Source organism: Nocardioides deserti, assembly GCF_014266025.1.
GTDB classification, from domain to species: Bacteria; Actinomycetota; Actinomycetes; order Propionibacteriales; family Nocardioidaceae; genus Nocardioides; species Nocardioides deserti.
Map to the genome: position 1 here is coordinate 614,774 of NZ_JACMYC010000001.1, position 24,057 is coordinate 638,830.

Sequence of the window (24,057 nt, forward strand, 5' to 3'; positions counted from 1 at the left end):
TCGCCGCGCCGCCCGGCGCGTCGTCGAGAGGTAGCCGTGCGGTTCTTGCGCAGTCCGGTCGTGCAGTTCCTCCTGCTGGCCGTGGTGACGATGACCGCGATCATCGCCGGCACGAATTGGATAGCCGAGGACGTCGCCGAGGACGAAGCCGTCGCGGAGGCCCGCAACACCACCGTCGTCCTGGCGAACTCTGTGGCGCTGCCGGCCATGGATAGGCGGCTGCTGCGCGCGCAGGCCGGGGCCATCGACAGGTTCCGCGACCTCACGGAGCAGGGCCTGCTCATCGACAACCCCGAGACGGTGCGCATCAACGTCTGGCTCGCCGACGGGACGCTGGTCTTCAGCGACCTCGGCGCGCTCAGTGGCGCACCGTTCGAGCTGAGCAGCGACCATCGCCGCGTCCTCCGCGAGGGCGGGACGGGCTACGCCGTCGCGGACGAGGACGACCCGGAGAACGCCGGCACGAACTTCGACGAGCAGCTCGTGCGGGTGTACACACCGCTGGTGGTCGACGACCAGCCGGTGCTGTTCGAGGCCTACTTCAGCCTCGACCGGATCGAGCAGCGCCGCGAAGAGATCCTGGCGCCATTCCGGTGGATCACCATCGGCTCGCTGGCCGGGCTGCTCGTCATCGTCACCCCGATCCTCTGGCTGCTCACCCGCCGCCTGACCAGGGCCGGAGAGGAGCGGGAGCGGCTGCTCGTCCACGCCGCCGACGCCTCGGACGCCGAGCGGCGCCGGATCGCGCGCGACCTGCACGACGGGGTGGTCCAGGACATCGCCGGCACGACGTTCTCCGTCACGGCGCTCTCCCGCGACCCCGCGGTCCCGGAGCCGGCGCGGCAGACGCTGGACGGGGCGGGGGACAGCCTCCGCGACAGCCTGCGCGCGCTGCGCTCCCTGCTGGCCGAGATCCACCCGCCCGACCTGCACGCCGACGGGCTGGAGCCGGCGCTGAACGACCTGGTCGCACCGGCGGCCAACGCGGGGATCCAGGCGTCCGTCGACGTCAGCGGCATCGAGGGCGCCTCGGACGCCTCTGTCGCGCTCGTCTGGCGCGTCGCCCAGGAGGCGGTGCGCAACGCCCTGCGGCACTCGGACGCCACGACCGTGGCGGTCACCGTGCACAGCGTGGACAGCCGGCTGCGGCTCGAGGTCGTCGACGACGGCGTCGGGTTCGACCCGGCGGTCTCCGGCCCGGACCGCTACGGTCTCAAGGGCCTGCGCAGCCTGGTCAAGGACATCGGCGGCGAGATCGACGTGATCTCGGCGCCCGGCGCAGGCACGACGGTCCGGATGGAGGTGGCCCAGCAGTGAGCAGCACACCGATCCGCGTGGTCCTGGTCGACGACCACGCCGTCATCCGCGCCGGGATGGCGCAGCTCCTCGCCGGCACCGACGACATCGAGGTGGTCGGCCAGGCCGAGGACGGTGCCCGGGCGCTGACCGTCGTGCGCGAGACCGACCCCGACGTCGTGCTGATGGACCTCCAGATGCCGAACGTCGACGGGGTCACGGCCACCCGCAACATCAAGGCGGCCGGGCTGCGCAGCGACGTGCTCGTGCTGACCTCCTACTCCGACAGCGAGCGCATCGTCGGCGCCCTCGACGCCGGCGCGGTGGGCTACCTGCTCAAGGACGCCGACCCCGACGACGTGCTCGCCGGGATCCGGTCGGTCAGCCGCGGGGAGTCCCCGATCCACCCTCGAGCAGCGCGCGCGCTGCTCGGCGTACGCGCCGCGCCGCCGCCGGTCCAGCTCACCAACCGCGAGACCGAGGTGCTCGAGCTGGTCCGCGAGGGCCTCGCGAACAAGCAGATCGCCCGTCGACTCGACATCAGTGAGCGCACCGTGAAGGCGCACCTGACCTCGGCGTTCGCGCGGATCGGCGTCGTCGACCGCACGCAGGCAGCCCTCTGGGCCGAGCGGAACGGCCTGTAGGGCCTCGACCCGTCAGGCCGTCGTCGGCTGAGTGTTCGACCCGGTGCTCGACCCGGTGCTCGACTCGGTGCTCGGCGGGGCGTCCGGCAGCGGGGGAGGCGTGCCGCCGAACTCCGGGCACAGCGACCGGTGCTGGCACCAGTCGCAGAGCCGGCTGCGCCGCGGCCGCCAGTCGCCGCTCTCCTCCGCGGACCGGATCGCCTGCCAGATCGCCTCGACCTTGCGCTCGGTCGCGAGCAGGTCCTGCTCGTCGGGCCGGTAGCGGAGGATCTCCCCGTTGCCGAGGTAGACCAGCTGCAGCACCGCCGGCACGATCCCGCGGGTGCGCCACACCACCAGCGCGTAGAACTTCATCTGGAACAGCGCGCGGGCCTCGAAGCCGGCCGCCGGCGACCGCCCGGTCTTGTAGTCGACGATGCGGATCGACCCGTCCGGAGCGACGTCGACACGGTCCACGAACCCGCGCAGCAGCAGCTTCGAGTCCAGCAGGCTCTCGACGTACAGCTCCCGCTCGGCCGGCTCCAGGCGCTGGGGGTCCTCGAGCGTGAAGTACCGCTCGAGCACGGTCCGGCAGGACGCCAACCAGGCGGCGACCTCGGGCCCGCCGTCGCCGAGCATCGCCGCCACGTCGGGCGACTCCTCCCGCAGCCGCTCCCAGGCCGGCTCCAGCATCGCCTCCGCCTGCGCCGGCGTCCGGTCGGCCGCGGGCAGGTCGAAGAGGTCCTCGAGCACCTTGTGCACCACCGTGCCCCGCACCTGGTCCGGCGACGGCGGCTCGGGCAGCCGGTCCACGGTCCGGAAGCGGTAGAGCAGCGGGCAGGTCAGGAAGTCACCCGCCCGGCTCGGGGACAGCGCGCCGACCACCTCGACCCCGTCCACCGGCGTCGAGACCCGATCGGCGGGGGACGAGGCCTGCTGCACGCTCATGGGCCAGACCCTAGGCGAGCCCACGGACAGTCGCGTCGTGACCGCCCCGATACGCTGGCGAGGTGGCCGACCCCGAACCTCCCGGCGACGGCCGGGCCACCGACCGCAGCCCTCGACCCGGCCCCGCGCGCCGCCCGCCCGGCACCTTCAAGGTCGGCACCATCGCCGGCGCGGACGTGCTCGTCTCGTCCTCGTGGTTCATCGTCGCGGCGCTCATCGCTGTCGTCATCGCCCCGCGCGTGGAGCAGGTCGAGCCCGGTCTCGGTGCGCTGAAGTACGTCGCCGGGCTGGCCTTCGCGGTCGTCCTCTACCTCTCGGTGCTGCTCCACGAGGCGTCGCACGCGGTGATGGCGCAGCGCTACGGCTTCCCGATCAGCTCGATCACCCTGCACTTCCTCGGCGGCATGACCGCGATCGAGGCGGAGACGACGAAGCCGAAGCAGGAGTTCGCGATCGCCGTGGTCGGTCCGCTGACGTCGCTGGCGGTCGGCGCGGCGGCGTTCGGGCTGTGGTTCGTGGTGCCGGACGGGCTGCTGCTCCTGGCGGTGGAGGGCCTGGCGGTGGCCAACCTGCTCGTCGGCGTCCTCAACCTCGTGCCCGGGCTGCCGCTCGACGGTGGCCGGGTGCTCAAGGCGGCCGTGTGGGGTGCGACGAAGGACCAGCACCGCGGCACGATCGCGGCCGGGTGGGGCGGCCGGATCACGGCGGTCCTGGTGCTGCTGTGGCCGCTCGCGCTCGAGCCGCTGCTGGGCGTGGAGGCCGAGCTGCTGGACTTCCTGCTGGCGTTCGTCGTCGGGCTGTTCCTGTGGACCGGCGCGACGGCGGCGATCACCTCCGCTCGGGTGCGCCGCCGCCTCCCGCACCTGGTCGCCCGCGACCTCGCGCGGCGTACCCTCGCGGTGTCCGAGGACCTGCCGCTGGCCGAGGCGGTACGCCGCGCGCAGGACGCGCAGGCCGGCAGCCTCGTCACCGTGGCCGCCGACGGCACGCCGGTCGGCCTGGTCAACGAGGCCGCCCTCCTCGCCACGCCCGAGGACCGCCGCCCCTGGGTCGCCACGTCCACCGTGGCGCGCACGCTCGAGCCGGGGCTCCGGATCCCGGCCGGCCTCGCCGGGGAGGAGCTGGTCCGGGCGATCAGCCGGACCCCGGCGACGGAGTACCTCCTCGTCGAGGGCCAGGGCGAGGGCCAGGACCAGCGCCAGGGCGTCTACGGCGTGCTCGTGACCGCCGACGTCGATCGCGCGTTCCGCGAGGGTCGCCACTAGGGTTCCGCGCATGTCCGACGCCCTGCCCGACGTGAGCCGTGACGCCTGGTCGGGGGTCCACCGCGGACCCCTCCGCGAGGGGGAGTGGGTGCGGCTGACCGACCAGAAGGGCCGCCGCCACAACTTCGAGCTGGTCGCCGGCAAGCGCTTCTTCTCCAACCGCGGGCACCTCGAGCACGACGAGCTGATCGGCCGCGAGGAGGGCTTCACCGTCACCTCCTCGGCCGGCGGGGAGTACCTCGTGTTCCGGCCGCTGCTCTCGGAGTTCGTCGTCTCCATGCCCCGCGGCGCGGCGGTCGTCTACCCCAAGGACGCCGCCCAGATCGTCGCGATGGCCGACATCTTCCCCGGCGCCCACGTCGTCGAGGCCGGCGTCGGATCGGGTGCCCTGACCTGCTCGCTGCTGCGCGCGGTCGGCCCGTTCGGCAAGGTGTCGTCCTACGAGCGCCGCGAGGAGTTCGCCGACGTCGCGCGCAAGAACGTCACCCAGTTCTTCGGCGCCCCCGACGGCCAGACCCACCCCGCCTGGCAGCTCACCCTCGGCGACCTCGCCGAGGCGCTGCCCGCGTCCGGCGAGCGCTGCGACCGGATCATCCTCGACATGCTCGCGCCGTGGGAGTGCCTGGACGCCGCCGCGGACGCGCTGGTCCCCGGCGGCATCGTGTGCGCGTACGTCGCCACCACCACGCAGCTCTCGCGGTTCGTCGAGACCGTGCGGCTCCACGGCGGGTTCACCGAGCCCCAGCCGTGGGAGTCGCTCGTGCGGGACTGGCACGTCGAGGGGCTCGCGGTCCGGCCGGGCCACAAGATGATCGGCCACACGGCGTTCCTCGTGACCGCCCGGCGGATGGCCCCGGGGCAGCGGCCGCCGCTGAAGAAGCGGCGCCCGGCGCCCGGCGCCTACGGCCCGGACTACACCGGCCCGCGCCCGCCCGGCGTACCGGTCGAGGAGCCCGTCGTCGAGGACTGATCACCGGACCCGCACCGGGGCCGGACAGGGGCTGGGGCGGGGCCGGGGCGGGGACCGTCGACGGGCCGCGTCCGAATCGTGACCATCCCGGCGGTTCACCCCCTTCCGTCGTCAGGATCCGCGGGTAGGGTCGCGGCACACGAGGAGGTGCGCCGATGACATCCGACATCCCCAGCTCGGGCAGCCGCGCTCAGGACGGTCCCAGCCCGGAGGAGCTCGCGAGCCACGTCCGGTTCCTGGAGGCCGAGGTCACCGACCTCAGGCGCCGCCTGAGCGACTCGCCCTCGCACAACCGCGGCCTCGAGCTCCGGCTCGCCGACGCGCAGCGCTCGCTCGCCGCAGTGACGTCGCAGAACGAGCGGCTCGCCAGCACGCTGCGCGAGGCCCGCGACCAGATCATGAAGCTCAAGGAGGAGGTCGACCGGCTCGCCCAGCCGCCGGCTGGATTCGGCACCTTCCTCGCCCGCAACGACGACGACTCGGTCGACGTCTTCACCGGCGGCCGCAAGCTCCGGGTCAACGTCAGCCCGTCCGTCGACCTCGACACCCTGCGCCGCGGCCAGGAGGTCATGCTCAACGAGGCTTTGAACGTCGTCGCCGCGCTCGAGTTCGAGCAGGTCGGCGAGGTCGTGATGTTCAAGGAGGTGCTCGCCGACGGCGACCGCGCCCTGGTCATCGCCAACGCCGACGAGGAGCGCATCGTGCGGCTGGCCGAGCCGCTGCGCGGGGAGACGATCCGCGCCGGCGACAGCCTGCTGCTGGACTCCCGTGCCGGCTACGTCTACGAGAAGGTCCCGAAGTCGGAGGTCGAGGAGCTCGTCCTCGAGGAGGTCCCCGACATCGCCTACGAGTCCATCGGCGGCCTCGGCGGCCAGATCGAGCAGATCCAGGACGCGGTCGAGCTGCCGTACCTCTACCCCGAGCTCTTCCGCGAGCACCAGCTCAAGCCGCCCAAGGGCGTGCTGCTCTACGGCCCTCCCGGCTGCGGCAAGACGCTGATCGCCAAGGCGGTCGCGAACTCGCTGGCCAAGAAGGTCGCCGCACGGCACGGCACGGACGGCGCGGGCCAGGAGGTGAAGTCCTACTTCCTGAACATCAAGGGCCCCGAGCTGCTCAACAAGTACGTCGGTGAGACCGAGCGCCACATCCGGCTGGTGTTCCAGCGGGCGCGGGAGAAGGCCAGCACCGGCACGCCGGTCATCGTGTTCTTCGACGAGATGGACTCGCTGTTCCGCACCCGTGGGTCCGGCGTCTCCTCCGACGTCGAGAACACCATCGTCCCGCAGCTGCTCAGCGAGATCGACGGCGTCGAGCTGCTGGAAAACGTCCTGGTCATCGGCGCCTCGAACCGCGAGGACATGATCGACCCCGCGATCCTGCGGCCCGGTCGCCTCGACGTGAAGATCAAGATCGAGCGGCCCGACGCCGAGTCCGCACGCGACATCTTCTCCAAGTACCTCACCCCCGACCTCCCCCTCCACGCAGACGACCTCGCCGAGTTCGGCGGGGACCGCGAGGCAACGGTGGGCGGCATGATCCGGGCGACGGTCGAGCGGATGTACGCCGAGACCGAGGAGAACCGGTTCCTCGAGGTCACCTACGCCAACGGCGACAAGGAGGTCCTGTACTTCAAGGACTTCAACTCCGGCGCGATGATCCAGAACATCGTCGACCGCGCGAAGAAGATGGCCATCAAGGACTTCCTCGAGCAGGATCAGCGCGGCCTCCGGGTCGCCCACCTCCTGCAGGCGTGCGTCGACGAGTTCAAGGAGAACGAGGACCTCCCGAACACCACCAACCCCGACGACTGGGCGCGGATTTCGGGCAAGAAGGGGGAGCGGATCGTCTTCATCCGCACCCTCATCAGCGGCAAGCAGGGCACCGAGCCCGGCCGGTCCATCGACACCGTCGCCAACACCGGCCAGTACCTCTGATCCGTTCGCGCCGGGACTGTCGCGGGTAACGGTCCCGGCGCGGCGGCCACCCCGAGGCCGCCCGGACAAGGAGACCCCTGTGCTCAAGATCCTGCTGATCGTCCTCGTCGTCCTGGCGATCCTCTACGTCGGCTCGATGCTGCTGCGCCGGCGCTGAGGAGTCCCTAGTCCGACGGGACGACGTCGGTGACGTCGGTGACGTCGGCGACCTCCGCGCCCAGCGCGGCGAGGAGGTCGTCGGCCTCGACGGTCACCCCGACCCCGTGCTCACCTCCGCCGATCGAGATCCGTCCGGCGACGGACGCGTCGGCGACGACCGGGAGGGCGGTCCGGCTGCCCAGGGGCGTGATCGTGCCCCGTTCGTAGCCGGTCACCCGCAGCGCCTCGTCCGCGGACGCCATCGTCAGGCGGTTGACGCCGAGCAGCCCGCGCAGCTTGGGCCAGGCGATCTCCCGGTCGCCGGGCACCAGGACGAACCGGTGGTCGCCCTCGGCCACCCGCACGACCATCGTCTTGACGAGCCGGCGGGGCTCCACCCCGCGCGCAGCGGCCGCCTCCGCCAACGATCGCACCGGGCCGTGCCGGGTCACCTCGACGTCGAGCCCGAGCTCGCGAGCCGCCGCGACGACCCGCGCGTGACCACTCACGGCGCCACCGCGCGACCCACGAACGCGTGGGTCCACGGCCGGGAGACGGCCGGGCCGGGGAGGTAGGACTCCTCGAGGTCCTCGACGACCAGCCCGGCGGCAGCCACCAGGGCCGGCACGTCGCGGCTGAGGTGGCAGCCGCCGCACACGGTCCGTTGCACGGGGTCGAGCCGGCGTTGCCAGGCGGCCACCTTGGCGTCCGGCGCCAGGCCGTGCTCGAGGAAGTGAAACGACCCGCCGGGTCGCAGCACCCGGCGTACCTCTGCCAGCGCGAGCGAGGGGTCCGGGATGGTGCAGAGCGTGAACGTCGACAGCACGGCGTCGTACGCCGCGTCCCCGGCGTCCAGCCGCTGGCCGTCCAGCCCGGTCCGGTGCACCGGCACGCGGGCCGCCGCACGACGGCCGGCGGACATCCGCCAGCCGACGTCGGAGGGCTCGACGGCGTCGACGGAGACCACCTCGGGTGGGTAGCACGGGAGGTTGGCACCGCTGCCGAACCCGATCTCGAGCACGCGCCCGGCCAGGCCCTCGCAGGCGGCCTCGCGCAGCGTGGTGACCTCGCCGCCGGCGAGCGCGCGGTCGGTGAGGTGGGGGACGACCCGTTCGGTCCACAGACCCATCCGCCCAGCCTAGGCGCGCTGCCCCCGTAGGCTCGGAGCATGAGCGTCCGCCGAGTGATGGGCACCGAGGTCGAGTACGGGATCTCGGTGACCGGCCAGCCGCTGGCCAACCCGATGGTCGCCTCCTCGCAGGTGGTCAACGCCTATGCCTCCGCGACGGCCAAGGCGCGCCGGGCGCGGTGGGACTTCGAGGAGGAGTCGCCGCTGCGCGACGCCCGCGGCTTCGACATGTCCCGCCAGGTCGCCGACGCCAGCCAGCTGACCGACGAGGACCTGGGCCTGGCCAACGTCATCCTGACCAACGGCGCCCGGCTCTACGTCGACCACGCCCACCCGGAGTACTCCACGCCCGAGGTCACCACGCCGCTCGACATCGTGCGCTGGGACAAGGCGGGGGAGCAGGTGATGCTCGACGCCCAGCGCCGCGCCGCGCTGCTGCCCGGCGGGTCGCCCATCGCGCTGTACAAGAACAACACCGACGGCAAGGGCGCGTCCTACGGGGCGCACGAGAACTACCTGATGCGGCGGTCCACCCCGTTCGCGGAGATCGTCAAGCACCTGACGCCGTTCTTCGTCAGCCGCCAGGTCGTCACCGGCGCGGGCCGGGTCGGGATCGGCCAGGACGGGCGCGAGCACGGCTACCAGGTGAGCCAGCGCGCGGACTTCTTCGAGGTCGAGGTGGGCCTGGAGACGACGCTCAAGCGCCCGATCATCAACACTCGCGACGAGCCGCACGCCGACCCGGAGAAGTACCGCCGGCTCCACGTCATCATCGGCGACGCCAACCTCGCCGAGGTGTCGACGTACCTCAAGGTCGGCACGACCGCGCTGGTGCTGGCGATGATCGAGGACCGGTTCGTCAACGTCGACCTCTCCGTCGACGGCCCGGTCTCCGCGCTGCGCGCCGTCTCCCACGACCCGACCCTGAAGCAGACGGTCACGCTGCGCGACGGTCGCCGGCTGACGGGCGTCCAGCTGCAGCTGGAGTACCTCGACCTGGCCCGCAAGTACGTCGAGGACCGGTACGGCGCCGACGCCGACCCCCAGACCGTCGACGTGCTCGCCCGCTGGGAGTCGGTCCTGGACCGGCTCGAGCGCGACCCGATGCTGTGCGCCGGCGAGCTCGACTGGGTCGCGAAGCTGAAGCTGCTGGAGTCCTACCGCTCCCGCGACGGCCTGGACTGGGACGACGCGAAGCTGGCGCTGATCGACCTGCAGTACTCCGACATCCGCCCCGAGAAGGGCCTCTACGCCAGGCTCGCCGCCGCGGGTCGCATCGAGCGGCTGCTCGACGACGCCGCGGTCGAGTCCGCGATGCACGACCCGCCTGAGGACACCCGCGCCTACTTCCGCGGCCGCTGCCTGGAGAAGTACGCCGAGCACGTCGCCGCCGCCTCCTGGGACTCGGTGATCTTCGACCTGCCCGGCCGGGACTCGCTCCAGCGCGTGCCGACCCTCGACCCGTTGCGGGGCAGCAAGGCGTCGGTCGGCGAGCTGATCAACCGGTGCCGGACGGCCGAGGACTTGTTCACCGCACTCACCCGGTGACTGAGTAGGTTGGGGACATGGCACAGGAGCAGAAGCAGCCGAAGCGGTCCTCGGAGACCGAGGAGGTCGTCGAGACGGCCCCCGAGACGGACGTGGCCGAGCGCAAGGAAGCCCTGGACAGCGACGTCGACGACCTGCTCGACGAGATCGACGACGTCCTCGAGACCAACGCCGAGGACTTCGTGAAGTCCTTCATCCAGAAGGGCGGGCAGTAGGCCTTGTCCGATCCCCGTCTGCCCGCTGCCTACCTGCAGCCGGGCGTCTCGTCGTTCGCCGACTTCCTCGCCGAGCAGGCTCCTGACCTGCTGCCGGCGCGCCGCGCCGTCCCGCAGGGCAACGCCGGCGACCTGGCCCCGCACGGCACGACCATCGTCGCGGCGACCTTCCCCGGTGGCGTCGTCATGGCCGGCGACCGCCGCGCCACGATGGGCAACATCATCGCCCAGCGCGACATCGAGAAGGTCTTCCCGGCCGACGAGTTCTCCGCCGTCGGCATCGCCGGCACCGCGGGCCTCGCGGTCGAGATGGTCCGCCTGTTCCAGACCGAGCTCGAGCACTACGAGAAGATCGAGGGCACCACGCTGTCGATGGACGGCAAGGCCAACCGCCTGGCCGCGCTCATCCGCGGGAACCTCGGCATGGCGATGCAGGGGCTGGCCGTCGTGCCGCTCTTCGCCGGCTACGACCTCGCCGCCGGCCAGGGCCGGATCTTCAGCTACGACGTGACCGGCGGTCGCTACGAGGAGACCGCCTTCCACTCGGTCGGCTCCGGCTCCCTGTTCGCCCGCGGCGCGCTCAAGAAGCTGTACCGCGAGGACCTCAGCACCGAGGACTGCGTCACCGTCGTCGTCCAGGCGCTGTACGACGCCGCCGACGACGACTCCGCGACCGGTGGTCCCGACCTGGCCCGCCGGATCTTCCCGGTCGTCCAGGTGATCACCGCCGAGGGCGGCCGCCGGATGCGCGACGAGGAGGTCGCCGAGATCGCCGACCGCGTCGTCGCCGGCCGGATGGTCCGTCCCGACGGCCCGGCCGCACCGTTGACCGGTCCTTCGACCGGAGGTGACGCGCGATGAGCACGCCGTTCTACGTCTCGCCCGAGCAGCTGATGAAGGACCGGGCTGACTTCGCCCGCAAGGGCATCGCCCGCGGCCGGTCCGTGGTGGCGGTGCAGTACGCCGACGGCGTCCTCTTCGTCTCCGAGAACCCCTCGCAGGCGCTGCACAAGGTCTCCGAGATCTACGACCGGATCGCCTTCGCCGCGGTCGGGCGCTACAACGAGTTCGAGAACCTCCGCATCGCCGGCGTCCGGCTCGCCGACATGCGCGGCTACGCCTACGACCGGCGCGACGTCACCGGCCGCGGCCTCGCCAACGCCTACGCGCAGACCCTCGGCACCATCTTCTCGAGCGGGGGCGAGAAGCCCTACGAGGTCGAGCTGTTCGTGGCCGAGATCGGTGACGAGGCCGCGTCCGACCAGATCTACCGGTTGACGTACGACGGTCAGGTCGCCGACGAGCACGGGTACGCCGTCATGGGCGGCGCCGCCGAGGCCGTCACGGCCCACCTCAAGGAGCACTACCGCTCGGGTGCCGCCCTCGAGGAGGCCCTCAAGACCGCCGTCGCCGCGCTCGGCCACACCGAGACGGAGGACCGCGTGATCGCGGTCGACGACCTCGAGGTGGCCGTGCTCGACCGGACGCGCATCCAGCCGCGGAAGTTCTCGCGCCTGGCGCCGGCCCGGCTCGAGGTGCTGCTCGGTGGACGGGGCGAGACCTCGCCGTCGCAGGTGCACCCCGACCCCGAGCCGCCCGCTGCGGACCCGGAGCCGCCGGTGGCCCCGCCGATGTCCTGACCGCGCCCGCGGGTCGGCCCCGCGGCGCCCATCCGGTGCGTAGTGTTCAGCCATGGACCGCCGGATCTTCGGGATCGAGAACGAGTACGGCGTCACGTGCACGTTCAAGGGCCAGCGTCGGCTCTCGCCCGACGAGGTCGCGCGCTACCTGTTCCGCAAGGTCGTGAGCTGGGGGCGCTCGAGCAACGTCTTCCTCCGCAACGGCGCGCGGCTCTACCTCGACGTCGGCAGCCACCCGGAGTACGCGACGCCCGAGTGCGACGACGTCGTGGAGCTGGTGACCCACGACAAGGCGGGGGAACGGGTCCTCGAGGGGCTGCTGCTCGACGCCGAGCAGCGGCTGCACGACGAGGGCATCGCCGGCGAGATCTACCTGTTCAAGAACAACACCGACTCCGCCGGCAACTCCTACGGCTGCCACGAGAACTACCTGGTCGGGCGCAGCGGTGAGTTCTCCCGCCTCGCGGACGTGCTGATCCCGTTCCTGGTGACCCGGCAGATCGTCGTGGGCGCCGGCAAGGTCACGCACACACCGCGGGGCGCCGGCTACAGCGTGAGCCAGCGCGCGGAGCACATCTGGGAGGGCGTCTCGAGCGCCACCACCCGCAGCCGACCGATCATCAACACCCGCGACGAGCCGCACGCGGACGCGGAGAAGTACCGCCGGCTCCACGTCATCGTCGGCGACTCCAACATGAGCGAGACCACGACCATGCTCAAGGTCGCCAGCTGCGACCTGGTGCTGCGCATGATCGAGGAGGGGGTCGTCATGCGCGACCTCACGATGGAGAACCCGATCCGGGCGATCCGGGAGATCTCCCACGACGTCACCGGCACCCGCAAGGTCCGGCTGGCCAACGGCCGCGAGGCCAGCGCCCTGGAGATCCAGGGGGAGTATCTGTCGAAGGCGCGCGACTTCGTCGACCGCCGCGGCATCAGCACCCCGGTCATCGAGCAGGCGCTGGACCTGTGGGAGCGCGGGCTCAAGGCGATCGAGTCCGACGACCTCGGCCTGGTGGACACCGAGATCGACTGGGTCATCAAGTGGAAGCTCATCGACGCCTACCGCGCCAAGCACGGGCTGCCGCTGGGCCACCCCCGCATCGCGCAGCTGGACCTGGCGTACCACGACATCCACCGCGGCCGCGGGCTCTACTACCTGCTCGAGAAGCGGGGCAAGGTCGCCCGGGTGACCACGGACCTGAAGATCTTCGAGGCCAAGTCGGTGCCGCCGCAGACCACGCGCGCCCGCCTTCGCGGCGAGTTCATCCGCAAGGCCCAGGAGCGCCGGCGCGACTTCACCGTCGACTGGGTGCACCTCAAGCTCAACGACCAGGCCCAGCGCACGGTGCTGTGCAAGGACCCGTTCCGGGCCTACGACGAGCGCGTGCAGCGCCTCATCGACGGCATGTGAGCCTCCCCAGGCCGCTCTCAGGGACCGCTTGTAGGGTGAGCGCCGCTCCGACCCCAGATCCCCGAAGGTGAACCCCGTGCTCCGACGCCCCCGTCGAACCCGTCGCCCCGCCCTTGCCCTGGTCCCGCTCCTCCTGGCCGCCTCGCTGAGCGCGTGCGGCGACGACGAGGGCGACAGCGGCGTCAGCGGTGACGAGGAGCGCCTCGATGCCGTGGAGATCACTGGCGACGTCGGCAAGCAGCCGAAGGTCGAGTGGAACGGCGTCATGGAGGCCGGCGACATCGTGGCCGAGACGGTCGTCGAGGGTGACGGCGAGGAGCTCGCGGACGGCGACCAGGTGGTCACCCACATCTGGATCGGCAACGGCTTCACCAAGACCAAGGCCTACAGCACCTACGACGAGGGCGGCAGCCCCGAGACGCTGACCGTCGGCGACGACCTCGCGCCGATCTTCGAGGACGCCCTCGAGGGGCGGACGATCGGCTCCCGCGTCGCGGTCACCGCGTCCGCGGACGAGGCCTTCGGCGAGGTCGGCAACCCGCAGCTCAACATCGCCAACAAGGACACCGTCCTCGTCCTGGTCGACCTCGTCGAGGAGTTCGTGCCGCCGAAGCCGGAGGACGTCGGCGCCGACGAGATGCCCGGCATCGTCTTCGGCGAGGGCGGCGACCCGGTCCGCCTGCGCTTCAAGGGGCTGCCGAAGCCGAAGGCCGACGACGACCTGAAGCGGTACGTCGTCCGCGAGGGCAAGGGCAAGACCCTCACCCAGGACAGCACCGTCAAGGCCGACTACCTCGGCATGGTCTACGGCGCCGGCAAGCCGTTCGACGAGTCGTTCTCGAAGAAGCCCGCGGAGTTCTCCCTGCAGCAGGTCGTGCAGGGCTGGACCTACGGCCTCGCCGGGGTCAAGGTCGGCAGCCGCGTCCTGCTCTCCATCCCGCCGGACCTCGGCTACGGTGACCAGGCACAGGCTGCGATCCCGGCCGGCAGCACCCTGTACTTCGTCGTCGACATCGTCTCGGCGAAGTGACGCGGCGCCCCGGCCGCGCGCCGGGGCGCACCCACGTGACGACGGGAGAGCGATGAGCGGGTCGACGGGCAAGAAGACCGAGCGGCTGCTCAACCTCCTCATCATGCTGCTGGTCCAGCGCCGGTTCGTGCCCAAGGAGCGGATCCGCTCGATCCTCTACGCGGGGGCCAGCGACGAGGCGTTCGAGAAGATGTTCGAGCGCGACAAGGACGAGCTGCGCTCGCTCGGCGTGCCGATCGAGGTCGGGCAGATCGACGCCTACTTCGACGACGAGCCGGGCTACCGCATCCGGCCCGACGAGTTCGCGCTGCCGGCGATCGACCTCGAGGCCGACGAGGCGTCGGTGATCGCGTTGGCGACCAAGGTCTGGGAGCACGCCCGGCTGGCCGACGCCACCACCGAGGCGGTCCGCAAGCTGGTCGCCCTCGGCGTGCCCGTCGACGTCAGCGCACTCGACATCGTCGAGCCGCGGCTCACCGCCGACGAGCCGTCCTTCGACGTGTTCCTCGAGGCGACCACCGAGCGCACCCCCGTCGAGTTCGACTACCTCCGCAGCGGGGGCACCGCACCGGCACGCCGCCACCTGCAGCCGTGGGGCGTCGTGCGCTACTCCGGCCGGTGGTACGTCGTCGGGCTCGACACCGACCGCGGCGCCGAGCGCGTCTTCCGGCTCTCGCGGGTGCAGGGCGAGGCGACCAAGGTCGGCGAGCCGGGGTCGTACGACGTCCCGCCGGGCACCGACGTGCGCGAGGTGGCCCGCCGGCTGGCGCCACCTCCGACCAGCGACCGCACCGTCGTGCTGGTGCGGGCGGGCGCCGGGTACGCGCTGCGCCGCAACGCCGACGAGACCCAGGTGGGCGTCCCCGGCCCGGACGAGCGGACCGCGTGGGACCGGCTGGTGTTGACGCGCGGCATCCCCGGCGCCGCCGACGAGATCCTCGCCCACGGCGCCGACGTCGTCGTCGAGGAGCCGGCCTGGCTGCGCGAGCAGGTGGTCCAGCGGCTCTCCGCGGCGCTGGACCTGAGGCTCGACCCGTCGCTGGACCCGTCGCTGGACCCGACCCTGGACCCGACGGCGGGGCAGGCGTCGTGAGCGCGCGGCGTACTCCCTCCGACAAGCAGCCGGCGAAGCAGCCGGCCAGCGGGGCCAAGGACCAGGTGGGGCGGCTGCTGGCGCTCGTGCCGTACCTCCACGCCCACGGGCAGGTCCGCGTGGACGACGCGGCCGCGGCGCTGGGCGTCGCGCCCGACCAGGTCGTCAAGGACCTCAAGGTGCTGCTCATGGTCGGCCTGCCCGGCGGCTATCCCGACGACCTCATCGACGTCGACCTCGACTCGCTCGAGGGGCCGGAGGCCGACGGCGTCATCCGGGTCTCGAACGCCGACTACCTCGCTCGGCCGCTGCGGCTCACGCCCACCGAGGCGACCGCGATCATCGTGGCCCTCCGGGCGCTGCGGGAGGGCGCGGGGGAGGAGACCCGCGGCATCGTCGACCGGGCGCTCGGCAAGCTCGAGGCGGCCGCCGCCGAGGCCGCACCCCAGGTGGACCCCGGGCTCGACGCCGCCGACGTCGACCTGGCGCTGCGCGCGACGCGGCTGCAGCAGGCCGCGGACGAGCGCCGCCAGGTGCGGATGACCTACTGGGTGCCGAGCCGGGACGAGCAGTCGGTCCGGGTCGTCGACCCGCGCGGCGTGGTCAACCACCACGGCTTCTCCTACCTCGACGCGTGGGACCACGGCGCCGAGGCGCCGCGGCTGTTCCGGCTGGACCGGATCCACGAGCTCGAGGTCCTGGACCGGCCGATCGAGACCGAGCCGGCCGCCCCGCGCGACCTGAGCGAGGGGATCTTCAGCCAGTCCGAGGAGACCCGGCGGGTCACGCTGCGCCTCGAGCCGCCCGCGCGGTGGGTGACCGAGTACTACCCGGTCGAGGATGCCCGTTCCGCGGCCGACGGCTCGCTCGAGGTCGACCTCGTCGTGGCCGACGACCGCTGGCTGCTGCGCCTGCTGCTCCGGTTGGCCCCGCACGCGCGGGTGCTCGTTCCCGAGGAGTTCACCGAGGTGTTCACCGCCGCAGCGGCGGAAGCGCTCGAGCACTACCGGGCCCCCGGCGTAGGATGGGCCCAGCACGACCACCCAGCACCCCAGCACACGTGAGGACCCTCATGCTTCCGCTCGTCGCAGGTCTCGGCACCACCGAGCTGCTCATCATCCTGGCCGTGCTGATCCTGTTGTTCGGTGCCTCCAAGCTCCCCGAGCTGGCTCGTGGCAGCGGTCGCGCGCTGCGCATCTTCAAGGCCGAGACCAAGGGCCTGATGGACGACGACGACGCCGACAGCGACGCCACGAAGACCACCGAGCAGCGCGAGATCGAGGCCCGCCAGCAGGCGCAGCTCGACACCGAGACCGAGCGCCAGCGCCGCGGCGACACCGCCTGACCCGCCCCCGCTTGTCCATCTCCGGGGTCCTCGACCTCTTCCGCGGTCGACCGCACCACCCGGTGGGCGCGGACGGCCGCATGGCGCTGTCCGACCACCTGCGTGAGCTGCGCGCGCGCCTGCTCAAGGCGACGGTGTTCTTCCTCATCGCCTTCGTCATCGGGCTCGTGGTCTACGACCCGTGGCTGCTCGACCTGATCCTCGACCCCTACAACGACGCCCAGGCCGCGCTCGAGGGCCAGGCCGAGACCAAGGCCTACATCGCCTCCGCCGGCGGCCCGCTGCTGCTGCAGCTCAAGCTCGCCGGGGTCGCCGCGATCGTGGCGAGCAGCCCGTTCTGGCTCTACCAGATCTGGGCGTTCATCGTGCCCGGCCTGCACGCCCACGAGCGGCGCTGGACCCGGGTCTTCGCCGCCATCGCCGGCCCCATCTTCTTCCTCGGCGTCGGCACGGGCTACTACGTGCTGCCCAAGGGCCTCGAGGTCCTCATCGGGTTCACCCCCGACGGGCTGGAGAACCTCGTGGAGTTCGGCGAGTACTTCGGGTTCTTCACCCGCATGCTGCTCGTCTTCGGCGTCGCCTTCGAGATCCCGCTGTTCGTCATCATGCTCAACCTCGCCGGCGTGGTCAGCGGCAAGGCCCTGGGCCGCTACCGGCCCTGGATCATCATCGGCACCTTCGTCTTCGCCGCCGTCGCCACGCCCTCGACCGACCCGTTCTCCATGCTCATGCTCGCCCTGCCGATGCTGCTGCTCTTCGTCGTCGCCGAGGTCATCGCCCGGCTCGTGGACCGCTCCCGCGGCCGGGGTGCGGACCGCACCGACCAGTGGGACGACGACGCCCTCTCACCGCTGTGATGCTTCTGTGACGCCGCCGCCGGGGGACCAGGACGACCAGCACGGGCTGGCGCCGGTCGACCCGTTCGACCTGCCCGAGTGGCTCGGCACCGGCGAGGTCGCCTGGCGCCCGGAGTCCGGGGTGCGCACCGGCCACCTGGTCCGTGGCCGGCTCGCCCGTGGGCCGGCGGACGGCGCCGACGAGCTCGCCTGCGACCTGCTCGCCGTCGACGAGGCCTGGCCCGCGCCGGTCGCCGACGAGGCCGCTCGCCGCCGCGCGCACCAGGCCTGGCGGCACGGCCAGGTCGACGTCGTACGCCGTGGCGAGCGGCTGACCCTCGCCGTGCCGGGGACGTCGTTCACCGCCGACCGGGTGCTCGACGCCCTGGAGCGGCTGGCCCGGGCGGTGGGCGCGGACCCCGAGCGGTACGCCGCGCACCTGCGGATCGGCACCGAACGCGGCTCGCGGTAGGCCGCGCGCCGGTAGGGTCCGCCCGTGGCCGGCAGCTCCCGCGAGATCGCGCTCCTGACGAACCCCACCGCCGGCCAGGGCCGGGGCGCCCGGCACCGGGCGGCCGCGCTCGGACGGTTCCGCGACGCGGGCCTGCTGGTGAGGGACCTGGTGGGCCGCGACGCCGACGAGGCGCTCGACCTCGCCCGCGCCGCCGTCGCCGACGGCGTCGAGGCGCTGGTCGTCTGCGGCGGCGACGGCATGGCGCACCTCGGCGTGCAGGCACTTGCCGGTACCGGCGTCCCGCTCGGCCTCGTGCCCGCCGGCACCGGCAACGACGTGGCCCGGTACTTCGACGTCCCCCGCACGGACCCGCTCGCGGCCGCCGACCGGGTCATCGCCGGCCGCACCCGCACCATCGACCTGGCCCGGTCCGGCTCGCGGTGGTTCGTGACTGTCCTCGCCGCGGGCTTCGACGCGATCGTCAACGAGCGCGCCAACGCGATGACCTGGCCGCGCGGCCAGATGCGCTACAACCTCGCGACCCTCGCCGAGCTGCGGGTCTTCGAGCCGCTGCCGTACACGATCGAGGTCGACGGCCGCCGGATCCGCACGGACGCGATGCTCGTCGCGGTCGGCAACGGGCCGTCGTTCGGCGGCGGCCTGCGCATCGCCGAGGGCGCCTTGCTCGACGACGGCATGCTGGACGTCGTGATCATCAAGCCGCTGAGCAAGGTGGGCCTCGTGCGGGCCTACCCGCGTCTGTTCCAGGGCACCCACACGCGGCTGCCGCAGTACGAGCACCACCGCGCCCGCACCGTCACCGTCGCGGCGCCGGGCATCGTGGCGTACGCCGACGGCGAGCGGTTCGGCCCGCTGCCCCTGACCGTCGAGGCCGTGCCCGGCGCGCTTACCGTTCTCGCATGAGCACCGCTGACGAGACCGACGACCAGCAGCTCACCCCCGCGCAGCGCTACGCGGCGTACCGCGCCACCAAGCAGCACCCGGTCCTCAAGGACTTCCGCGCGCTCCACGACTTCCCGCTCGACGACTTCCAGGTCCGCGCCTGCGAGCACATCGAGGAGGGCCGTGGCGTGCTCGTCGCGGCGCCCACCGGGTCGGGCAAGACGATCGTCGGCGAGTTCGCCATCCACCTCGCGCTCGCGACCGGCCGCAAGGCGTTCTACACGACGCCGATCAAGGCGCTGTCGAACCAGAAGTACAACGACCTGGTCCGCCGCTACGGACCCGAGCAGGTCGGCCTGCTGACCGGCGACAACGTCGTCAACGGCGAGGCGCCGATCGTCGTGATGACCACCGAGGTCCTGCGCAACATGCTCTACGCCGGCTCGCGCACCCTCATCGGGCTCGGCTTCGTGGTCATGGACGAGGTCCACTACCTCGCCGACCGCGCCCGCGGCGCGGTCTGGGAGGAGGTCATCATCCACCTCCCCGAGTCGGTCTCTCTGGTCTCGCTGTCGGCGACGGTCTCCAACGCCGAGGAGTTCGGCGAGTGGCTGGAGACCGTCCGCGGCGACACCGCGACGATCGTCGAGGAGAAGCGGCCCGTCCCGCTCTACCAGCACGTCATGGTCGGACGGCGGCTGCTCGACCTGTTCGCCTCCTCCGACGTCGACGCGGCCGCCGGCTTCGTCAAGGAGGGTGCGCCGGTCAACGACGAGCTGATGAAGGTCGCCCGCGACGACTGGGCCGCCTCCCGGATCAAGGACCGCCGCTCACCGCGCGGATCGGGCGCTCGGGGCGCCCGGCAGGTCGGCAACGGCCGGCGGGTGTGGATCCCCAGCCGGTACGACGTCATCGACCGCCTCGAGCGGGAGAACCTGCTGCCGGCCATCGTCTTCATCTTCAGCCGCGTCGGCTGCGACGCGGCCGTGACCCAGTGCCTCAACGCAGGCGTGCGGCTCACCACCCCCGCCGAGCGCGACGAGATCCACACCTACGTCGAGGAGGCGACCCGCCACCTGGCCAAGGAGGACCTCCACGTCCTCGGCTACCACGACTTCCTCGAGGCGCTCAGCCGCGGCGTCGCCGCCCACCACGCCGGCATGCTGCCGGCGTTCAAGCAGTGCGTCGAGAAGCTGTTCCTCCGCGGGCTCTGCAAGGTCGTCTTCGCGACCGAGACCCTCGCGCTCGGCATCAACATGCCGGCCCGCACGGTCGTCATCGAGAAGCTCAGCAAGTGGAACGGCGAGACGCACGCCGACATCACGCCGGGGGAGTACACCCAGCTCACCGGCCGCGCCGGCCGTCGCGGCCTCGACGTCGAGGGCCACGGCGTCGTCATGTGGCAGCCGGGGATGAACCCGCGCGAGCTGGCCGGCCTCGCCTCCACCCGCACCTACCCGCTCCGCTCGTCGTTCCGCCCGTCGTACAACATGGCGGTCAACCTGGTGAACCAGTTCGGCCGGGCCCGGTCGCGCGAGCTGCTCGAGCAGTCCTTCGCGCAGTTCCAGGCCGACAAGGCCGTCGTCGGGCTCGCGCGGCAGCTGCGCAAGAGCGAGGACGCGCTGCAGGGTTACCGCGACGCCGCGCAGTGCCACCTCGGCGACTTCATGGAGTACGCCGCGCTCCGCCGCCGCATCTCCGACGTCGAGAAGGAGGCCAGCCGGTCACGGCGGCAGGACCGTCGCGACGAGGTGATCGCCTCGCTGGCGCGGCTCAAGGTCGGCGACGTCATCGACGTGCCGTCCGGCAAGTTCGCCGGGTACGCCGTCGTGGTCGACCCCGGCTACAGCGACGAGGGGCCGCGGCCGTACGTCGTCACGCTGGACCGCCAGGCGCGTCGCCTCGCGATGATGGACTTCCAGACGCCCGTCGAGTCGCTGACCCGGCTCCGGGTGCCGCGCAGCTTCAACGGACGCAACCCGCAGATGCGGCGCGACCTGGCCTCGGCGCTGCGGGAGCGGACGCGCGACCTCCCGCCCACGGCGGTGCGACGCCGCAAGGGTTCCCCGGAGGCAGACGTCGACCCCGAGGTCGCCGAGCTGCGTCGCCAGCTCAAGGCGCACCCGTGCCACGCCTGCCCGGAGCGCGAGGACCACAGTCGGTGGGCCGAGCGGTACTACAAGCTCGAGCGGGACGCCGCCACGCTCGCGCGCCGCGTCGAGAACCGCACCAACACCGTCGCTCGTCAGTTCGACCGGGTCTGCGACGTGCTGACCGACCTGGACTACCTCGACGGCGAGGAGGTCACCGACCGGGGGCGCCACCTGATGCGGCTCTACTCCGACATGGACCTGCTCGCCGCGGAGTGCATGCGGCACGGTCTCTGGGACGACCTCACCGCCTCCGAGCTCGCGGCCGTGCTGTCGGTGCTCGTCTTCGAGGCGCGCCGGGCCGACGACCAGTCCTCGCCGCGGATCCCGGGCGGGCGGGTGCGGTCGGTCGTCGAGGAGATGATGCGGCTCTGGGCCGACCTCGACCGGCTGGAGAAGGAGCACCGTCTCGACTTCCTGCGCCAGCCCGACCTCGGCTTCGCCTGGATGGCCTACCGCTGGGCCGAGGGCGACGAGCTCGACGACGTGCTCGGCGCCTCGGAGCTCGCCGCCGGCGACTTCGTCCGCTGGATGAAGCAGCTCCTCGACCTCGCCGGCCAGGTCGCCGACGCCGCCGGCGACTCACCCGTCCGCGGCACCGCCCGCGACGTCGTCAAGCGCCTGCGCCGCGGCGTCGTCGCCTACTCCGCCATCGCCGACTGACCCCGTCCCCGCCCCCGCCGCTGCTCGGGCGCGGACGGGCGGGGGCGTCGACGATCGTTCATTTGCTGGGAAGTAGCGGCTGAACGCCCGGAACCTCGCTACAACCGCGCAATTGAACGATCGTGTGTGCCCGGGTCGGGGACGGACGCAGCACACCAGTCGCTGGGGCGTCGACGGACGATCCTCAGCCGGCGGAGGTGACGGCGTCGGCGACGGGGGTGTCGCCGCCGACGAGCTCCCACTGCTTGCCGATCGAGGCGTCCTCGTCGAGGCACACCGCGAGGACGGCGGCGACGTCGGAGCGGGTGACCTCGCCCCGCTCGACGGACTCGCCGAGGGTGACGAGGCCGGTGCCGGGGTCGTCGGTGAGGGCGCCGGGACGGATGATCGTCCAGGCCAGCCCGCTGTCCCGCAGGGCGGCGTCGGCGTCACGCTTCGCCTCGACGTAGGCCTTCCAGACGTCCTCGGTGTCGTCGGGCAGCGGGGCGTCGACGCCGATGGCGGAGACCTGGAGGAAGCGCGCGATGCCGGCCTGCTCGGCCCCCTCGATCGACTTCAGCGAGCCCTCGAGGTCGACGGTGCGCTTGCGCTCGATGTTGCCGTCGGCGCCGCCACCGGCGGCGAACACGACGGCGTCGCAGCCCTCGAACGCCTCGGCGTACGCCGCGCCGTCCTGCGCCTCGATGTCGAGCATCCGCACGACGGCGCCCTTCCCCTCGAGCTCGTCGCGGTACTCCTCCTTGCGGACGAGCGCGACCGGGGTGTGACCCCGGGCCGCGAGGGTGGTGATGAGGTGCTGGGCCACCTTGCCGTGGCCCCCGACGATCGCGATCTGGCTCATGCTCCCCACCGTACGGACGGGTCGGTGAGGGCCCTCGGCGTCCGGTGGGTCAGCCGGAGAGGACGGCGGTGAGCCGCTCGACCGGGCTGGTCAGCGCCCACTGCTCGGCCAGGGCCGCGAGCCGCTCGGGGTCGCGCGGGGTGCGGGGCAGCGCGGTGCCCGACCGGTCGAGGTCGATGTCGCGGGCGACGGCGACGACGCGGGGCGCGACCTCGAGGTAGTCCGCGGCGGCCTTCAGCTTCGCCCGCGGGCCCGGCCCCATGCCCGACTCCGGGTCGAGCGCCGCCGCACGGATGCCGGCCATGTCGCCGTGCCGGCCGAGCAGGCTGGCCGCGGTCTTGTCGCCCACCCCGGCCACGCCGGGCAGCCCGTCGGAGGCGTCCCCGCGGAGGGTGGCGAAGTCGGCGTACTGGCAGGCGTCGATGCCGTACTTCTCCCGCACCCAGTCGTTGGTCACGCGCTCGTGCCGCCCGACGCCACGGGCGATGTAGAGGACGCGGACGTCAAGCTCGTCGTCGACGAGCTGGAACAGGTCCCGGTCGCCGGTGACCACATCCACCGGCTGGCCGGCACCGGTGGCGAGGGTGCCGATGACGTCGTCGGCCTCGTAGCCGTCGGCGCCCAGCACGCGGATCCCGAACGCGTCCAGCACGTCGCGGATGATCGGGACCTGCACCTCCAGCGGGTCCGGCACCTCCTCGACGTCCGGGGAGCCCGCGACCACCTCGACGACGCGGTGCGCCTTGTACGTCGGCAGCAGGTCGACGCGCCACTGCGGCCGCCAGTCGTTGTCCCAGCAGCAGACCAGGTCGGTGGGGCGGTACTCGTCGACCAGCCGGCTGATGAAGTCCAGCAGCCCGCGCACCGCGTTCACCGGCGTCCCGTCGGGCGCCTTGATCTCCGGCACGCCGAAGAAGGCCCGGAAGTACATCGAGGCGGTGTCGAGGAGCATCAGGCGGCCGGGCTCGGAGGTCACGCGCCGCATCCTGTCAGAACTCTCGCGGACGGCGACGCCCGCCGATCCGGCAGGTGCCCGGCCGGCCGGCCTCGCCGCTGGCTAGGGTGGCCGACGTGAGCACCGGCGACGTCGAGGCAACCGACCGACACATCCTCGAGCTGCTCGCGACCGACGGGCGGATGTCGTTCACCGACCTCGGCAAGGCGACCGGCCTCTCGACCTCCGCGGTCCACCAGCGGGTCAAGCGGCTCGAGCAGCGCGGGCTGATCCTGGGGTACGGCGCGACGATCGACCACGAGCAGGTCGGCCTGCCGCTGACCGCCTTCATCTCGATCCGCCCGATCGACCCCTCCCAGCCCGACGACTCCCCGGAGCGGCTGAGCGCCATCACCGAGATCGAGTCGTGCTGGTCGGTCGCGGGGGAGGAGTCCTACATCCTCAAGGTCCGAACCGAGACCCCGTCCGCGCTCGAGGGCCTGCTCGCCCGGATCCGCTCCGCCGCGAACGTCAACACCCGGACCACCATCGTCCTCAACACCTTCTACGAGAACCGGCCCGTCAGCGCCGCCGAGCCCGCGAACGCTGCCGACTGAGCGCGGCGCGGTCAGCCGGCTCCGTCGACGGACGGGCAGAAGTGACGTACGGCCGATGCCGACCTGCGGAA

24 protein-coding genes are annotated in these 24,057 nt (G+C 72.3%); 19 read left to right on the forward strand and 5 right to left on the reverse strand.

Annotated features, from left to right (window positions below; translation table 11 throughout):
- Positions 1-60 precede the first annotated feature (60 nt).
- The gene (locus H7344_RS02970) at positions 61-1,317 is read left to right on the forward strand and encodes a sensor histidine kinase (RefSeq protein WP_186344495.1); all 1,257 of its coding nucleotides are present in this window, start codon (positions 61-63) and stop codon (positions 1,315-1,317) included.
- Entirely contained in the window at positions 1,314-1,940 is a 627-nt protein-coding gene (locus tag H7344_RS02975; protein WP_186344496.1) for a response regulator, read from the forward strand. The genes H7344_RS02970 and H7344_RS02975 overlap by 4 nt, the downstream gene beginning before the upstream one ends.
- A gap of 12 nt (positions 1,941-1,952) precedes the next feature.
- On the opposite strand, the gene H7344_RS02980 is transcribed toward H7344_RS02975, so the two are convergent.
- Positions 1,953-2,867, reverse strand: coding sequence for a RecB family exonuclease (locus tag H7344_RS02980; RefSeq protein ID WP_186344497.1), 915 nt, complete (start codon positions 2,865-2,867; stop codon positions 1,953-1,955).
- Positions 2,868-2,929: 62 nt separating this feature from the next.
- Between H7344_RS02980 and H7344_RS02985 the strand changes: the two genes are divergently transcribed.
- From H7344_RS02985 to arc, 3 genes are all read left to right on the forward strand, one after another.
- Positions 2,930-4,132 (forward strand): site-2 protease family protein, encoded by a 1,203-nt coding sequence (locus H7344_RS02985; RefSeq protein WP_186344498.1) that lies wholly within the window; start codon positions 2,930-2,932, stop codon positions 4,130-4,132.
- 10 nt (positions 4,133-4,142) lie between these two features.
- Positions 4,143-5,102, forward strand: coding sequence for a tRNA (adenine-N1)-methyltransferase (locus H7344_RS02990; protein ID WP_186344499.1), 960 nt, complete (start codon positions 4,143-4,145; stop codon positions 5,100-5,102).
- A gap of 155 nt (positions 5,103-5,257) precedes the next feature.
- Complete coding sequence (arc, locus tag H7344_RS02995) at positions 5,258-7,036, forward strand: proteasome ATPase (RefSeq protein WP_186344500.1); 1,779 nt, start codon at positions 5,258-5,260, stop codon at positions 7,034-7,036.
- Between the two features lie 164 nt (positions 7,037-7,200).
- Here arc and H7344_RS03000 read toward each other — a convergent pair whose 3' ends face one another.
- Together H7344_RS03000 and H7344_RS03005 are read right to left on the reverse strand one after the other, a co-directional pair.
- The gene (locus tag H7344_RS03000; RefSeq protein WP_186344501.1) at positions 7,201-7,683 is read right to left on the reverse strand and encodes an aminoacyl-tRNA deacylase; all 483 of its coding nucleotides are present in this window, start codon (positions 7,681-7,683) and stop codon (positions 7,201-7,203) included.
- Positions 7,680-8,303 carry a class I SAM-dependent methyltransferase gene (locus H7344_RS03005; RefSeq protein ID WP_186344502.1) on the reverse strand — a complete coding sequence of 208 codons (624 nt, stop codon included), beginning with the start codon at positions 8,301-8,303 and terminating at the stop codon, positions 7,680-7,682. The genes H7344_RS03000 and H7344_RS03005 overlap by 4 nt, the downstream gene beginning before the upstream one ends.
- 39 nt (positions 8,304-8,342) lie before the next feature.
- On the opposite strand from H7344_RS03005, the gene dop reads away from it, so the two are divergent.
- From dop to H7344_RS03070, 13 genes are all read left to right on the forward strand, one after another.
- Positions 8,343-9,851 (forward strand): depupylase/deamidase Dop, encoded by a 1,509-nt coding sequence (gene dop / locus H7344_RS03010; protein ID WP_186344503.1) that lies wholly within the window; start codon positions 8,343-8,345, stop codon positions 9,849-9,851.
- Positions 9,852-9,868: 17 nt separating this feature from the next.
- The gene (locus tag H7344_RS03015) at positions 9,869-10,066 is read left to right on the forward strand and encodes a ubiquitin-like protein Pup (RefSeq protein WP_166190990.1); all 198 of its coding nucleotides are present in this window, start codon (positions 9,869-9,871) and stop codon (positions 10,064-10,066) included.
- A gap of 3 nt (positions 10,067-10,069) precedes the next feature.
- Positions 10,070-10,927, forward strand: a complete 858-nt coding sequence (gene prcB / locus H7344_RS03020; RefSeq protein ID WP_186344504.1) for a proteasome subunit beta — start codon at positions 10,070-10,072, stop codon at positions 10,925-10,927.
- A complete protein-coding gene (prcA, locus tag H7344_RS03025) occupies positions 10,924-11,706 on the forward strand; it encodes a proteasome subunit alpha (RefSeq protein ID WP_186344505.1) in 783 nt (260 codons plus the stop codon). Before prcB ends, prcA begins: the two co-directional genes overlap by 4 nt.
- Positions 11,707-11,758: 52 nt before the next feature.
- Complete coding sequence (gene pafA, locus H7344_RS03030; RefSeq protein WP_166190984.1) at positions 11,759-13,120, forward strand: Pup--protein ligase; 1,362 nt, start codon at positions 11,759-11,761, stop codon at positions 13,118-13,120.
- Positions 13,121-13,196: 76 nt separating this feature from the next.
- The gene (locus tag H7344_RS21035; RefSeq protein WP_186344506.1) at positions 13,197-14,150 is read left to right on the forward strand and encodes an FKBP-type peptidyl-prolyl cis-trans isomerase; all 954 of its coding nucleotides are present in this window, start codon (positions 13,197-13,199) and stop codon (positions 14,148-14,150) included.
- Positions 14,151-14,202: 52 nt separating this feature from the next.
- Positions 14,203-15,243, forward strand: a complete 1,041-nt coding sequence (locus H7344_RS03040) for a helix-turn-helix transcriptional regulator (RefSeq protein WP_186344507.1) — start codon at positions 14,203-14,205, stop codon at positions 15,241-15,243.
- Positions 15,240-16,307, forward strand: coding sequence for a helix-turn-helix transcriptional regulator (locus tag H7344_RS03045; RefSeq protein ID WP_186344508.1), 1,068 nt, complete (start codon positions 15,240-15,242; stop codon positions 16,305-16,307). The genes H7344_RS03040 and H7344_RS03045 overlap by 4 nt, the downstream gene beginning before the upstream one ends.
- Before the next feature lie 8 nt (positions 16,308-16,315).
- On the forward strand, positions 16,316-16,588 hold the full coding sequence (tatA, locus tag H7344_RS03050; protein WP_186344509.1) for a Sec-independent protein translocase subunit TatA: 273 nt from the start codon (positions 16,316-16,318) through the stop codon (positions 16,586-16,588).
- An 11-nt stretch (positions 16,589-16,599) separates the two neighbouring features.
- Positions 16,600-17,445, forward strand: coding sequence for a twin-arginine translocase subunit TatC (gene tatC / locus H7344_RS03055; RefSeq protein ID WP_186344510.1), 846 nt, complete (start codon positions 16,600-16,602; stop codon positions 17,443-17,445).
- Between the two features lie 7 nt (positions 17,446-17,452).
- Positions 17,453-17,896, forward strand: a complete 444-nt coding sequence (locus H7344_RS03060) for a hypothetical protein (RefSeq protein WP_186344511.1) — start codon at positions 17,453-17,455, stop codon at positions 17,894-17,896.
- Positions 17,897-17,920: 24 nt separating this feature from the next.
- A complete protein-coding gene (locus tag H7344_RS03065; protein ID WP_186344512.1) occupies positions 17,921-18,802 on the forward strand; it encodes a diacylglycerol kinase in 882 nt (293 codons plus the stop codon).
- Positions 18,799-21,594: a DEAD/DEAH box helicase gene (locus tag H7344_RS03070; RefSeq protein WP_186344513.1), complete on the forward strand. Its 2,796-nt coding sequence runs from the start codon at positions 18,799-18,801 to the stop codon at positions 21,592-21,594. The genes H7344_RS03065 and H7344_RS03070 overlap by 4 nt, the downstream gene beginning before the upstream one ends.
- A gap of 184 nt (positions 21,595-21,778) precedes the next feature.
- Here the strand turns inward: H7344_RS03070 and H7344_RS03075 are convergent, their stop codons facing one another.
- Positions 21,779-22,435, reverse strand: coding sequence for an SDR family oxidoreductase (locus tag H7344_RS03075; RefSeq protein WP_186344514.1), 657 nt, complete (start codon positions 22,433-22,435; stop codon positions 21,779-21,781).
- 49 nt (positions 22,436-22,484) lie between these two features.
- Positions 22,485-23,387, reverse strand: a complete 903-nt coding sequence (locus H7344_RS03080; RefSeq protein WP_186344640.1) for a 5'-3' exonuclease — start codon at positions 23,385-23,387, stop codon at positions 22,485-22,487.
- A 119-nt stretch (positions 23,388-23,506) separates the two neighbouring features.
- Between H7344_RS03080 and H7344_RS03085 the strand changes: the two genes are divergently transcribed.
- The gene (locus H7344_RS03085; RefSeq protein ID WP_268238523.1) at positions 23,507-23,986 is read left to right on the forward strand and encodes an Lrp/AsnC family transcriptional regulator; all 480 of its coding nucleotides are present in this window, start codon (positions 23,507-23,509) and stop codon (positions 23,984-23,986) included.
- The last annotated feature ends 71 nt before the right edge of the window (positions 23,987-24,057 follow it).